Annotated in this window: 16 protein-coding genes; 14 read left to right on the top strand and 2 right to left on the bottom strand. The window is 38.9% G+C overall.

Annotated elements, in window-relative coordinates; all coding sequences use genetic code 11:
• Nucleotides 1–139 precede the first annotated feature (139 nt).
• Nucleotides 140–1,120 (top strand): GNAT family N-acetyltransferase, encoded by a 981-nt coding sequence (locus ABNX05_RS08810; protein ID WP_349659366.1) that lies wholly within the window; start codon nucleotides 140–142, stop codon nucleotides 1,118–1,120.
• A 51-nt stretch (nucleotides 1,121–1,171) separates the two neighbouring features.
• Here the strand turns inward: ABNX05_RS08810 and ABNX05_RS08805 are convergent, their stop codons facing one another.
• Nucleotides 1,172–1,609, bottom strand: a complete 438-nt coding sequence (locus tag ABNX05_RS08805; protein ID WP_079562208.1) for an Rrf2 family transcriptional regulator — start codon at nucleotides 1,607–1,609, stop codon at nucleotides 1,172–1,174.
• 190 nt (nucleotides 1,610–1,799) lie between these two features.
• On the opposite strand from ABNX05_RS08805, the gene hmpA reads away from it, so the two are divergent.
• The 13 genes from hmpA to ABNX05_RS08740 all read left to right on the top strand — a co-directional run bounded on the left by hmpA (nucleotide 1,800) and on the right by ABNX05_RS08740 (nucleotide 11,360).
• A complete protein-coding gene (gene hmpA / locus ABNX05_RS08800) occupies nucleotides 1,800–2,966 on the top strand; it encodes an NO-inducible flavohemoprotein (RefSeq protein WP_349659365.1) in 1,167 nt (388 codons plus the stop codon).
• 181 nt (nucleotides 2,967–3,147) lie between these two features.
• Complete coding sequence (locus ABNX05_RS08795) at nucleotides 3,148–4,209, top strand: YeeE/YedE thiosulfate transporter family protein (protein ID WP_349659364.1); 1,062 nt, start codon at nucleotides 3,148–3,150, stop codon at nucleotides 4,207–4,209.
• 18 nt (nucleotides 4,210–4,227) lie between these two features.
• The gene (locus tag ABNX05_RS08790) at nucleotides 4,228–4,452 is read left to right on the top strand and encodes a sulfurtransferase TusA family protein (protein ID WP_079562211.1); all 225 of its coding nucleotides are present in this window, start codon (nucleotides 4,228–4,230) and stop codon (nucleotides 4,450–4,452) included.
• A 253-nt stretch (nucleotides 4,453–4,705) separates the two neighbouring features.
• A complete protein-coding gene (locus ABNX05_RS08785; protein WP_349659363.1) occupies nucleotides 4,706–4,966 on the top strand; it encodes a metal-sensitive transcriptional regulator in 261 nt (86 codons plus the stop codon).
• A gap of 43 nt (nucleotides 4,967–5,009) precedes the next feature.
• The gene (locus tag ABNX05_RS08780) at nucleotides 5,010–5,351 is read left to right on the top strand and encodes a rhodanese-like domain-containing protein (RefSeq protein ID WP_349659362.1); all 342 of its coding nucleotides are present in this window, start codon (nucleotides 5,010–5,012) and stop codon (nucleotides 5,349–5,351) included.
• Nucleotides 5,352–5,363: 12 nt separating this feature from the next.
• Entirely contained in the window at nucleotides 5,364–5,660 is a 297-nt protein-coding gene (locus ABNX05_RS08775; protein ID WP_349659361.1) for a rhodanese-like domain-containing protein, read from the top strand.
• Between the two features lie 64 nt (nucleotides 5,661–5,724).
• Entirely contained in the window at nucleotides 5,725–6,279 is a 555-nt protein-coding gene (locus ABNX05_RS08770) for a sulfurtransferase TusA family protein (RefSeq protein ID WP_349659360.1), read from the top strand.
• A 12-nt stretch (nucleotides 6,280–6,291) separates the two neighbouring features.
• A complete protein-coding gene (locus ABNX05_RS08765; RefSeq protein ID WP_079562216.1) occupies nucleotides 6,292–6,687 on the top strand; it encodes a DsrE/DsrF/DrsH-like family protein in 396 nt (131 codons plus the stop codon).
• A gap of 88 nt (nucleotides 6,688–6,775) precedes the next feature.
• Nucleotides 6,776–7,903, top strand: a complete 1,128-nt coding sequence (locus ABNX05_RS08760) for an MBL fold metallo-hydrolase (protein WP_349659359.1) — start codon at nucleotides 6,776–6,778, stop codon at nucleotides 7,901–7,903.
• 411 nt (nucleotides 7,904–8,314) lie between these two features.
• Nucleotides 8,315–8,542, top strand: a complete 228-nt coding sequence (locus ABNX05_RS08755) for a sulfurtransferase TusA family protein (protein WP_349659512.1) — start codon at nucleotides 8,315–8,317, stop codon at nucleotides 8,540–8,542.
• Nucleotides 8,543–8,646: 104 nt separating this feature from the next.
• Nucleotides 8,647–9,423 carry a sulfite exporter TauE/SafE family protein gene (locus ABNX05_RS08750; RefSeq protein WP_349659358.1) on the top strand — a complete coding sequence of 259 codons (777 nt, stop codon included), beginning with the start codon at nucleotides 8,647–8,649 and terminating at the stop codon, nucleotides 9,421–9,423.
• Between the two features lie 13 nt (nucleotides 9,424–9,436).
• The gene (locus ABNX05_RS08745) at nucleotides 9,437–10,141 is read left to right on the top strand and encodes a DsbA family oxidoreductase (RefSeq protein WP_349659357.1); all 705 of its coding nucleotides are present in this window, start codon (nucleotides 9,437–9,439) and stop codon (nucleotides 10,139–10,141) included.
• A gap of 274 nt (nucleotides 10,142–10,415) precedes the next feature.
• On the top strand, nucleotides 10,416–11,360 hold the full coding sequence (locus ABNX05_RS08740; protein WP_349659356.1) for a c-type cytochrome: 945 nt from the start codon (nucleotides 10,416–10,418) through the stop codon (nucleotides 11,358–11,360).
• Nucleotides 11,361–11,400: 40 nt separating this feature from the next.
• Here the strand turns inward: ABNX05_RS08740 and ABNX05_RS08735 are convergent, their stop codons facing one another.
• Entirely contained in the window at nucleotides 11,401–13,095 is a 1,695-nt protein-coding gene (locus tag ABNX05_RS08735; protein WP_349659355.1) for an FAD-dependent oxidoreductase, read from the bottom strand.
• Nucleotides 13,096–13,448: the final 353 nt, after the last annotated feature.

Below are 13,448 nucleotides of genomic sequence, written 5' to 3'. Positions count from 1 at the left end.
CCGGAACGGAAATCAACCTCACGCTATGGTGATGAAGCCATAGACATGAATAAATGGATGGAAAAAGCTCTTATGCCATTAGAGGATGATACAAAAATCCAATGCGTAGGGCACGATCATATTAAAAGGAGAATAGAATATGGCCGTAACTTTAGTGAGACACGCTATAAAATATGCTGAAGCAATGCATGCACTGTCTTCTATGCCACAGGTTCGAGATGCGCTAGGGTTACCTGCTGGAAAAGTGGAAGATACGATTAATTTTATTAAACGTGAGTGTGTGGACGAAGAAGCAGGAAAGACTGTTCCTCGTGTTGTCTTAGATGAGGAAGGACAACTGATTGGTGTAACGGCGTTAATGTTTATTGATCACAATAAAAAGAGCTGTCATATTGGCTCATGGCTAGGCTATGAATTTTGGGGTAAAGGCTATAATCTTCAATCTAAAATTGCCATTTTAGATATTGCATTTTTTGAGTTAGGGTTAAAGTATGTTTTTGCAGGAGCTAGAAAGGTCAATATTCGCTCACAAAAGGCACAGGAAAAGTTGCCTTTTATTCGACTCGGAGTTGAAAATGATTTTCCGAAGGAGCATTCATGGCTAGAGATCAAAGAAAAGCAACCTTGTGTTTTAAATGTGTTTGAGCGCGAAGATTTTGTCCAATATCGTACATCTTTAAAGAAAGTGGAAGGTGTGAGGGAAGACTATTTACCACAATTGTTATTGGCCGATGAAAGTGAAGAAGCTGTTCGGAAATATTTAAATGACGGTGAATTATATGAGATTAAATGTGGCGAGCAGTTAGCGGGTGTAGCGTTACTTCTAGAACAGTCTGATAAGACAGTAGAATTAAAAAATATTGCGATCGTACCGAAGTATCAAGGTAAAGGGCTTGGAAAAGAAGCGCTTCGTCAAATAACTACAATTTGTCAAACACAAGGATATCAAACGATAATAGTTGGAACTGCGAATTCTAGTATTGATAATATTGCGTTCTATCAAAAAGCAGGTTTTCGAATGGAAGCAATTGAAAAAGATTTTTTCAGTAATTATCCAGAGCCAATCTTTGAAAATGGAATTCGTGCGCTAGATATGATTTTCTTTTCAAAGGCATTGTAAAACAATATAGACATAAGAAATACCCGTCCAACTTGAGTTGTGCGGGTATTTTTATTCGCCAAGCAACAGTGCCATCAACTTTTCTTTCGAATGTAAAAAATCATCAAGCGTATAGCGATCTAAGACTGATAAATAAGCTTGTAATGCTTCATATAATACGCCTTTTAGCTGACATTCTGGTGCAATTTTGCATAGATTATTTTCTTTGTCAAAGCATTCGACAAGATGAAAATCCTCTTCTGTATGACGCACGATTTCACCAATTGTAATGGTTTTTGGATCAATCGCTAGGCGAATTCCTCCGCCCCGTCCTCGAATTGTCTCAATATAGCCCAATAATCCAAGTTGATGTGTCACCTTCATTAAATGGTTTTTCGATATATTGTAAGCATCAGAAATTTCTTGGATAGTTGATAATTGGCCTTCATCCTTTGCACCCAAATAAATGAGTGTTCGAAGAGAATAATCGGTGTATAAAGTTAAGCGCATAAGAACACCCTACTTTCTATAGTTCAAAATAATTATAGCATTTTTACATTGAAGTATAATAAATTCAATACTTTTTTAAAGATGTATTTAAAATACATTAATTATGTCCGTTTTGTTAAAGATGTATTTTACATATTGCTTTAAGGAATTGATAGCGTTATATTGTAATCACGAAAGGGTGGTATGCGATATGTTAAAACAAGAAACAGTACAAATTATTAAAGCGACAGTTCCTGTATTAGAAGTTCATGGAGTGGAGATTACTAAAACGTTTTACAAAAATATGTTTCAAGCTCATCCAGAATTATTAAATATTTTCAACCATACAAACCAAGAAAAAGGTCGCCAGCAAACAGCATTAGCAAACACAGTTTATGCTGCTGCGGTTCATATTGAAAATTTAGAAGCTATTTTACCAGCGGTGATGTTAATTGCTCATAAACACCGTAGTCTAGGTATTTTACCTGAGCACTATCCAATTGTTGGAGAAAACTTACTAAAAGCGATTAAAGAAGTGCTTGGTGATGCAGCAACAGATGATATTATTAATGCTTGGGCTGAAGCATATGGCGTCATTGCAGATATCTTCATTCAAGTAGAAGAAGAGCTATATCAAAAAGCTGAGCGTAATGGCGGTTGGCGCTTATTTAAACAACTGAAAGTGGCGAAAAAAGTAGTAGAAAGTGATCTTGTTACATCTATCTACTTTGAAAATGAAGACGGTACGCCGCTACCAGCTTATGAGCCAGGTCAATATATCAGTATCCGTGTGAAAGTACCAGGCGAACAATATTTAATGAACCGTCAGTATACGCTTTCGCAAGCAGACGCAGAAGACGGCTACCGTATTTCAGTGAAACGTGAAAGTGATCATACGCCAAATGGTAAAGTATCTAACTTTATTCATGACGTATTAGAAGTGGGAGATTTAGTGGATGTAAGTGTTCCAGCGGGGCTATTTGTCTTAGAAGAAACTTCTACTCCTATTACATTTATAAGTGGTGGTATCGGTGTAACACCATTGAATAGTATGCTGCAATCACTAACAGACGATGCTACAAACGAAGTGAGCTTTATCCAGTGTGCACGCAATGAAAAAGTTGTAGCATTTAGCGATGACATCAAAAAGAAAGTAAATGTGCTACCAAATGCGTCATATACAGCGTTATATTCGGATGAAAATAAGAAAATCTCAAAAGAATTGTTAGCCGAAAAAGTAGCCGATAATGCAGATGTTTACGTATGTGGACCTGTTGGCTTTATGGAAGCAATCATTGAAAATTTACATGAGATTGGCGTGAAAGACGAAAAAATTCATTATGAATTCTTTGGTCCAGCAATGCAGTTAGCCAAATAAATAATGATCTGACCCCTTGTAATAAGAAGCAGTTTTCTGCACTTGTAGCAAGGGGTTTTTGTGTGCGCAAATATGAAAAAAGTCATTGTATTTAAAATAGTAAAAAAAGTCATTGAATTCATAGTAAAACAAGTGGTAATATACCCTATAAGAATACTAAGGTATCGGAAGGGGAATGACGATGGTTCAAATGGTTATTACAGGACTTATTTGCGGAGCTTTACTTGGATTTGTTATGCAACGTGGTCGGTTTTGCTTAACTGGCGGATTCCGCGATATGTATTTAACAAAAGATAACCGTATGTTTTACGCATTACTTATTGCAATAGCAATACAAAGTGTGGGTGTATATACCTTAATTAGTTTAAAGGTATTTGAATTCAGTGCTGGTTCGCTACCAATCGTAGCTGTTATTGTTGGTTCGTTTATTTTTGGAATTGGCATTATTTTCGCAGGTGGTTGTGCAACAGGTACTTGGTATCGTGCAGGGGAAGGTTTACTTGGCAGTTGGATTGCATTAGCTGGTTATATGCTTGTAGCAGCAATGATGAAATCAGGTGTATTGTTGCCGATGGATACGGCTATTAAAGAAACGAAAATTGAAAGTAATTCTATTGCCGAGACACTTGGCGTAAATAACTGGTTGATTATTACGATTTTTGTAGTAGTCGTTACATTTATCATTTACCGTGAGTTAAAGAAGCCACGAGTGAAAATTCCGGGGTTAAAGCCGAAAAAAACGGGATTAGCACATATACTATTTGAAAAACGTTGGCATCCATTTATAACTGCAACAATTATTGGAGTGATTGCAACTTTAGCGTGGCCATTAAGTGTTGCTACTGGACGAATAGGTGGGTTAGGCGTTACAACACCTTCTGCTAATATTTTGCAGTTTTTGGTGACTGGACAAATTAGCTTCATCAACTGGGGTGTTTTCTTAGTGCTAGGTATTTTCTTAGGATCATTATTAGCAGCAAAAATGAGTGGCGAATTTAGATTCCGTATTCCAGATACAAAAACGGCGATTAACAGCTTATGTGGTGGACTTATGATGGGGTTCGGCGCAGGTTTAGCAGGAGGTTGCTCAATTGGTAATGGATTGGTGATGACGGCGATGATGACTTGGCAAGGATGGATTTCATTAGGGTTTATGATTTTAGGTACATGGACTGCATCTTACTTTGTGTTCGTTCGACCAAGTAAAAAAGCTAAGCAAGCTACAGAAATAATACCAGCATAAAAAAAGGAGTGCTTTCATATGAAAAAAATATTAGAAGTTATGGGAATGGTTTGTCCATTTCCTTTAGTAGAGGCAAAAGAAGCGATCAAAGGCTTAAATTCAGGCGATGAATTAGAAGTGCAATTTGATTGTACACAAGGTACAGAATCCATTCCTCGTTGGGCAGCTGAAGAAGGGCACGAGGTAACGGAGTATGAGCAAGTTGGCGATGCGGCTTGGACAATTACGATTAAAAAGAAATAATTTAAAGTTCATATAAGCGAGAAATTCGATGATAGCATCGTCGGATTTCTCGCTTTTTTTATGAAAAATTAAAGGGAGATGTAGATAACTACCTGAGATTAATGGGGTAAAACGTTGATACAGAAGGGGTATAACATGGAAATGATGTTTAAGAAAAAATTAGAGCTTTCATGTTGACAATATACCTAATGGGGTATATTATAAATCTCGTAAGCAAGTTCAATCAATCGTTTTGAAAGGAGGCGTGAACAGTATGGCTTACGATGCAAAAACAGCTAATCGAGTAAAGCGAATAGAAGGTCAATTGCGTGGTGTTTTACGCATGATGGAAGAAGAAAAAAACTGTAAAGATGTGATTACACAGCTATCTGCCGTGCGTTCTGCGGTTGATCGAACTATCGGAGTAATCGTTAGTGAAAATTTATTGGAGTGTGTAACGACTGCTGAGGGGGATGCGGGAAAAATGAATAACGCCATCCAAGAAGCAATGGATTTAGTCGTTAAAAGTAGATAGATTTTATATACCCTTAATAGTATCAAGTTGGAGGCGATATTACTTGGAAACATGGATTATACTTGCTGTTGTTATAGCATTTTTCGTTTGGCGAATGAAGCCAACGAAAGGTGTGCAGTCAATTTCAGCGGCACAATTGAAAAATATTCTAAATGATAAGGATAAAGTTTTTGTTGATGTGCGTACACCTGCCGAATATAAGGGGCGAAATATTCCGCAGTTCAAAAATATTCCGCTCGGTTCTAGCTTTGACAAGTTACCGAAGGATAAAGAGATCGTTGTCATTTGCCAAAGCGGTATGCGTAGTAGTCGGGCATGTAAACAGCTGCAGAAACAAGGATTTGAGCGTGTGACAAATGTCCGTGGAGGCATGAGTGCGTATTAGGAGGAGAATAGTATGAAGGAAATTTCAGTAATGGAAGTACAACAAGCTTTAGAGCAAGGGCAGGCAATAAATTTAATCGACGTACGTGAAGTAGATGAAGTGGAGTCAGGACACATTCCTGGCATTATTCATATCCCACTTGGCTTACTTGAATTTCGTATGCATGAGCTAAATAAAAATGAACCATATGTTATGGTCTGTCGATCAGGTGGTCGTAGTGGTAATGCTGCTCAGTTTTTAGAAAGCCAAGGCTTCGATGTATCTAATATGGTTGGTGGCATGCTTGCTTGGAATGGCGAAGTAAAATAAGAGGACGCACCTGCTATATTTTTTTAACAAAAATAATACCTATACAGGTATGAGGGAGGAAGTTATGAGTATTAAGGCAGATTTTCAGCTGGATGCCAAGGGACTTTCTTGTCCTATGCCAATCGTTAAAACGAAAAAGGCGATGGCTGATTTAGTAGATGGTCAAATTTTAGAAGTATCAGCAACAGATAAGGGTTCGAAGGCGGATATTGCTGCGTGGGCTGAATCTGTAGGTCATCAATATGTTGGGACAGTGGAAGAAGAAAGTGTGCTTAAACATTATATTCGTAAATGCTCAAACGACAAGATGGATGAGCAAACTTTTGAACATACAATTGAGTTAAAAGAGGCAATGGCAAGAGGAGGACTTATTCTCGATGTTCGTGAGGAGGCAGAGTTTGCTTTTGGTCATATCGAGGGAGCAAAGTCAATTCCGATGGGTGAGCTAGAGGGACGCCTTTCTGAACTTGATAAAGAGCAAGAAATTTATGTCGTTTGTCGAACTGGGAAGCGCAGTGATTTAGCTGCTCAAAAGATGGCGGCACATGGTTTTACAAAAGTATTTAACGTTCTACCAGGGATGACTTCCTGGACGGGACATTTAACAAAACATATTTAGGAGGAATTTATTATGTCAAATAAAGTAGCGATAATTGCAAGTAACGGTGGTCTTTTCGATGCGTATAAGGTGTTCAATATTGCAACTGCAGCGGCAGCTACGGAGAAAGAAGTAGCGATCTTCTTTACATTCGAAGGATTAAATTTAATTCATAAACAAGGGATGCATGCATTACCTATGCCTGCGGGAGCAGAGCATTTTGCAGAAGGGTTTGCTAAAGCTAATGTACCAGCAATTCCGCAATTAGTGGAGATGGCGCAGGAATTAGGAGTTAAGTTGATCGCGTGTCAAATGACTATGGATGTAATGGGTTTAACGACAGATGATTTTATTGAAGGTATTGAAGTTGGGGGAGCTGTGACGTTCTTAGAGTTTGCAAAAGATGCAGCACCGTCATTAACGTTCTAATAAATATAAATAGTTCACTATATAGGCGGAGAGGACAATCCTTTCCGCTAAAAAAACCAATAAAATAATACCTTAGGGGGTAATAGGAGTGTCGGTTTTAAAATGGAGTGCAGCAGAAGTAGCGAAAAAAGTAATTAATAATGAAGAATTATTTATTTTAGATGTTCGAAATGCGGATGCATTCGAAGATTGGAAAATTGATGGCCGTAAATTTGAATACCTTAATATTCCGTATTTTGAGCTACTAGATGGCGTTGAGGTTATTTTACCGGAGATTCCAGCTAATAAAGATGTGTTAGTCGTTTGTGCGAAAGAAGGGTCATCGCTGATGATAGCTGAGATGTTATCAGATGCAGGTCGTACGGTTGCATATTTAGCTGGTGGAATGAAAACGTGGAGTGAATATTTAGAACCGATTAAAGTTGGTGATTTAACGGGTGGTGGTGAGCTTTATCAATTTGTACGTTTAGGGAAGGGCTGCCTTTCTTATATGGTCATCTCTGAAGGTGAAGCGGCGATTATCGACGCAGTTCGTTTTACTGAAGTATTCACAAGCTTTGCAGAAGAGAAAAACGTAAACATTAAATATGTGTTCGATACACATTTGCATGCTGATCATATTTCTGGTGGACGTCATATAGCTGTAACTACTGGTGCTACGTATTATTTACCACCGAAAGATGCAGAAGAAGTTGTATTTGACTATACACCGTTACTTGATGGCACAGCTGTCCAAGTGGGCGCCTCTCGAATTGACGTAGGAGCGATTTATTCACCTGGTCATACAATTGGTTCAACGTCATTTGTTGTGGATAACAAATATTTATTAACTGGTGATATTTTATTCATTGATTCAATTGGACGCCCTGATTTAGCGGGTCTTGCAGAAGATTGGGTTGGTGATTTGCGTGAAACACTTTACAAGCGATACAGAGAATTATCGGATGATCTAATTGTTTTACCAGCTCATTTTATGATGATTGATGAACTAAATGAAGACGGAACTGTAGCAAAACATCTTGGACAATTATTTGCTGAAAATCACGGCTTAAATATTAAAGATGAAGCGGAATTCCGAAGTGTCGTAACAGAACATCTACCTCCACAGCCAAATGCATATCAAGAAATTCGTCAAGTAAATATGGGGAAGATTACGCCAACACAGGATGAACAGACAGAGATGGAAATTGGTCCAAATCGTTGCGCAGTTCGATAGTCTGTTTAACTTCTTTCAGCGGAAATCCCTCACATCTATAGATGGTGAGATGAATACGGATTTAAGTTACTTTTCAGTGGGTGTCCAAACATCTGCACCTGTCGCTAGGCTTTTGGTACAAAAGACATCCGCTGAAATAGAGGAACTCAGGCTAAGAACTTCACATCTTGTGAAAACGCCTGAGTGACCGACATCGTGTCGGCCCTTACGCAGGCCTAAGCACAAAGTCGAAACCGGACGCAATTATGCCGGTGTATAATTGATGAGATGGTTAAATGTAATGAGTACGCATGCGTGGTTATAGCATGGAAATACCGTGAAGCGAAGGTGCTCATCCTTCGTAAAGTCGTGAAAAAACAAAAAGAACCGGCAAAATCGCTTACAAGCTTTGCTGATTCAAAGGAGAAAAATATGAAATCAAATTTACAACTAGATGCAAAGGGTTTATCTTGCCCAATGCCTATAGTGAAAACAAAGAAAGCTATGGATACATTGACTTCGGGTGAAATTTTAGAAGTTCAAGTAACAGATAAGGGGGCTCTTGCGGATATTCCTGCTTGGGCCAAAGCTGGCGGTCATACAATTTTAGACAAATCTGAAGATGCTGGTGTCATTACATTCTTTATTCAAAAAGCTTAAAACTGGTGAGGGTTGTCTCTTCTATTGGAAGTTTAGAACAACCCTCCTTTCAATTGATATAACAATGCCATTAAGGCGCCAGTGACCAGAAAGAAGGAAAAAAGATGGATTTAGCATGGATTATTACAATATTTTTGATTGGCTTTGTAGGTTCATATGTATCGGGAATGCTCGGAATTGGCGGATCGATTATAAAATATCCAATGTTATTATATATCCCGCCTTTACTTGGTTTTGCAGCATTTTCAGCACATGAGGTATCAGGGATTAGTGCGGTTCAAGTGTTTTTTGCCTCTATTGCTGGGGTATGGGCATATCGTAAAGGTGGTTATTTAAATAAATCACTAATTATTTATATGGGTGGTGCCATATTAACAGGAAGTTTCGTTGGTAGTTATGGCTCCCAATTTTTATCTGAAGCAGGGGTTAACGTCGTTTATGGTGTATTGGCGTTGATTGCTGCAGTGATGATGTTTATTCCTAAGAAACAAATTGACGATAAGCCGTTGGATGAGGTAACGTTCAATAAACCGATAGCGGCCATATTAGCATTCGTTGTTGGTATTGGTTCGGGAATTGTTGGGGCAGCTGGTGGCTTCTTGTTAGTACCTATAATGCTAGTAGTGCTAGGTATACCAACACGTATGACAATCGCTACAAGCCTTGCTATTACTTTTATATCCTCAATAGGCGGGACGATTGGGAAGTTGATGACGGGACAAGTTGATTATTATCCTGCATTCATTATGATTGTAGCTAGTTTAATAGCGGCTCCATTAGGTGCAAAAGCAGGGAAAAAATTAAACACAAAAGTTTTACAATCTATTTTAGCGGTTCTTATTTTAGCAACTGCCATTAAAATTTGGATAGATATATTGTAGGAGGCTGTAGAAAATGAAAATTGAGATTTTCTCGGATTTCACATGTCCGTTCTGCTATATTGGCAAAAGAGAATTGGAACGCGCCATTGACTCGGCAGGTTATTTAGGGCAGGTAGAAATTGAATATAAAGCATATCAAATTGGACCAGATACACCTAAGAAAGATGCACCAACTTTATATGAGGGTATGGCTGAAAAATTTGACTCCTCGATAGAAGAAGTGAAGGATATTACTAAGGGTATAGCAAAGCGGGCCGAAGAGGTTGGATTGCATTACAATTTTGAAGATATGAAAACAGCGCATACTGAAAAAGCTCATCGATTAGCAAAATGGACACGACAATTTGGTAAAGAGTCGGTCTACACGGAAGAGCTTATGAATGGTTATTTTGCGGAGGGAAAAGACTTAAACGATGATATGTTCTTGTTAAAAGTCATAGAAAATATAAACTTAGATGTTGAAATAGCAAAGGGTATTCTGGCATCAACTGACTTCGGTGAAGCTTTAGACAGAGATCGTTATGATGCTCAACAGCTAGGTGTACAAAGTGTTCCGTTCTTTGTTTTTGAAAATCGTTACGGTATTAAAGGTGCAGAGCCGAATGAAGTTTTCGTACGAACATTGCATCAGGCGGCGAAGATAGCAGGTGTTCAGCCGGTGCTAAAGATGGTAGGTGATGGTGAAGCTATTTGTGCTGATGGTGAATGTAAATTATAGTAGAACGCTAAAATGTCGGGTACAATGCTGTGCTCGGCATTTTTATATTCATTCGGAAATGTTGAACTGCACGAACGTGAAGCGTCAGCTACAAATTCAGGAAATAGTACATACTGCAAGAGGTATTAAGTCTCGTTTAATGTGTTGTAGAACAACGAATTTCATAATTTTATCCTCTAAATGATTCTATTTGCGTGAAGTGTGAGAAAAGTCACATCGAAAAAGATGCTATTTTGCTAAAATATAGGTGATTATACAAAGGGGGGTATTATAGATGAAACCTATAGTAGCAGGAGTAGCGGGGGCAGTGCTGTTAGCGGGCACGCTTTTTGTAGGAGCGGCCATTAGCGACAAAATTTTAGGGGATGCAGAAAGCAAAGAAGCCGCTGTACAAACGAAAGTACCAACAACAGCAGCTGCTCAGTCAGTTGTCTATGCGCCACCAAGTATTGAAGAAGTACCGGATGGACCTATGAAGGAAGCAATATTATATGGTTATGAGCTTGTCAATAATACACATGTTGCTGCAGAAGAATATGTTGGGAATCAATTGTCTTGCACAAGCTGTCATGCGGGGGCAGGTTACGATGAGCAAGTTTCGTCACTAGTAGGTGTTATGGCGGATTATCCCCAATATATCGCGCGCTCTGGTGATATTGTAACGATTGAGGAGCGTATTAATGGTTGCATGGTTCGCAGTATGAACGGTAAGAAATTTGACATGAATAGCAAAGAGTTAGAAGCGATGGTCTCGTACTTCTCTTATATTTCAGAAGGTGTACCTATCGGGGCGGAGCGTGAATGGGTAGGTACAAGTAATATGAAGGACATTCCTATACCGGATGTTAAGAATGGTGAGGAAGTGTATGCTCAGTCTTGTATCGCGTGTCACGCGGCAGATGGCTCAGGTAATGGTGCTAATACAGGTCCGGCATTATGGGGTGAAAAATCATTCAATGACGGAGCGGGTATGGCAAGAATGTCAAAAATGGCTGGTTACATCCAAAATAATATGCCAGTCGGTGCAGCTGGTACTTTGACAGATCAAGATGCCGCTGATTTAGCAGCCTTTATTTTATCGCAGGATCGACCTGAATGGGGAAATCATAATAAAGATTGGCCAAAAGGCGGACGTCCAAATGATATTATGAATAAAGAAAAACGGGAACAAGTTAAAAATGGCACAATAAATTGGGAGAAAGTACTTTCTACTAATTAAATGAAAGGGGATGCTGCTAACTAGCGGCATCCCTTTCGTGTTATTTAAAATTGTAGGCCGTGACAATTTTATCTCTGTTAGTTGTTGCATCAGTGAAATATTCATACAAGCAAATACCGAGGAAGGATCCAGCGACATTAAAGACATTAGAGAAACCATTGTTCTGGAGGGTCATTACAGCATTGTAACTTCGCTGGCCAGATCGGCAATGTACGTAAACGGGTCTATCTTGTGGAATCTCATCCAAACGTTCGCGGAGCTCACTTAACGGAATATTATGCGCATGAATGAGATGACCTGCCTCGAATTCATTTCTTTCGCGGACATCTAAGAAATAGGCATTATTTTCAACGAGATCTCTAACTTCGTCAACTTTTACTTGTTTATAATGACCATATAACTGGTTTTGAGCAACGAGTGCAGCTAAATTAACAACGTCGCGTGCGGTGCTAAACATTGGAGAATATGATAGCTCTAGCTCTTTTAAGTCTTCTAATGTGCCTTTCATTGTTATCATAGTTGCAATAATGTCGATGCGTTTGTCAGCGTTGCCTTTTCCAATCGCTTGCGCACCGAGAATCTTCCCAGTCGGCACTTCGTAAACAAGTTTAAAATGAAGTGGGTTACTATTTGGCATTAAACCAACTTTGTCTGGTGCGATCAAGTACACGCTTTTGGCTTGGAAGCCATGTGCGAGCGCTGTTTTTTCGTTTAAGCCCGTTGTGGCACACGTGTAATCGAAAATTTGCACGCTTGCAGAGCCGATAACTCCTTTGTTTTGTTGAGGTATATTGTACATATGGTTAGCTGCTGCTCGTGCTTGTCGTTGCGCTGGGCCTGCTAGTGCCAGGCGAGTTTGTTTACGAGTTAGCTGATGGAATAATTCTATAGCATCGCCCACAGCGTATATAGAAGGATCGGATGTTGCGTAATTAGCATCAACTTGAATGCCGCCAAGTTCACCTATTGCCAGTCCGGCTTCTTTCGCTAAAGAGATTTCGGGACGAACGCCGATAGCTAATACAACAGCCTGTGCTTTCAATTGTTTACCGGAATTCAATTCTACATAATCTGCCGTAACTTTAGCTAGGCCGTCATTGACGATGACATTAATGCCTTTATCCATCATTTCTTTGTGTAATATTTGTGCCATATCATAGTCAAATGGCGTCATAATTTGTTGACTAAACTCAACGAGTGAGACATTAAAACCGGCAAGTCGTAAATTTTCTGCAACCTCCACGCCTATAAATCCGCCACCGATAACAGCGATATCCTGTATGTTATCGCTTTGGATATAACTGTTTAAACGGTTAATATCCACGACGTTACGAACAGTAAAAACGTGTGAAGAATGAACGCCGTCTAAGTTTGGAACAATTGGACTCGCGCCAGGAGATAACACTAATGTATCGTAGCTTTCTTCATACTCAGTGTCAGTAGTTAAATCCTTTACAGTAATGCTTTTATCTTTTCGGTTAATATGTAAAACTTCTTGATTAACACGTGCTTCAATCTTGTATTTTGTTTGAAAGGCTTGAGGTGTCATTAAGATTAATTTGTCGCTGTTATCAACGATTCCACTAAGATGAAATGGTAAAGAGCAATTTGAAAATGAAACGTTCGCTCCTTTTTCAAACATTATAATCTCAGCCTGTTCATCGAGGCGACGAATACGTGCAGCGGTCGAGGCACCGCCTGCGACACCACCGATAACTAAAAATTTTTTACTCATGAGTAAGCACATCCTTTTCTTGTAATATACATAACGGGGTATGTTGTGGATAAATCAAGACTTTTCTTGTGTCGATAATGAATAAAACTGTGGATAAATATTGCTTTAAGTGAATTATATACCCCTTTGGGTATTTTATCAACAAAAATTACTGAGTAAAAATCATTGTACGTGGATAAATACTAAAGAAGTAAACAAATAGACAAAATTTTGGGGATAAACTTAGTAAAAGAAATTAAGTAACCGGATATGCTTATCACTAAAAGTTGGGGATATCAGTAAAATATGACGGTTTTAACTGATTGTAGCGAAGGGCTATTCGACTCTCGCGGGAAGCCTTGCTCTGCGCGAAA

Origin of the sequence: Lysinibacillus zambalensis, from assembly GCF_040183165.1 — a bacterium.
Classification (GTDB): Bacteria; Bacillota; Bacilli; order Bacillales_A; family Planococcaceae; genus Lysinibacillus; species Lysinibacillus zambalensis.
This window is presented reverse-complemented; position numbering and strand designations above follow the sequence as displayed.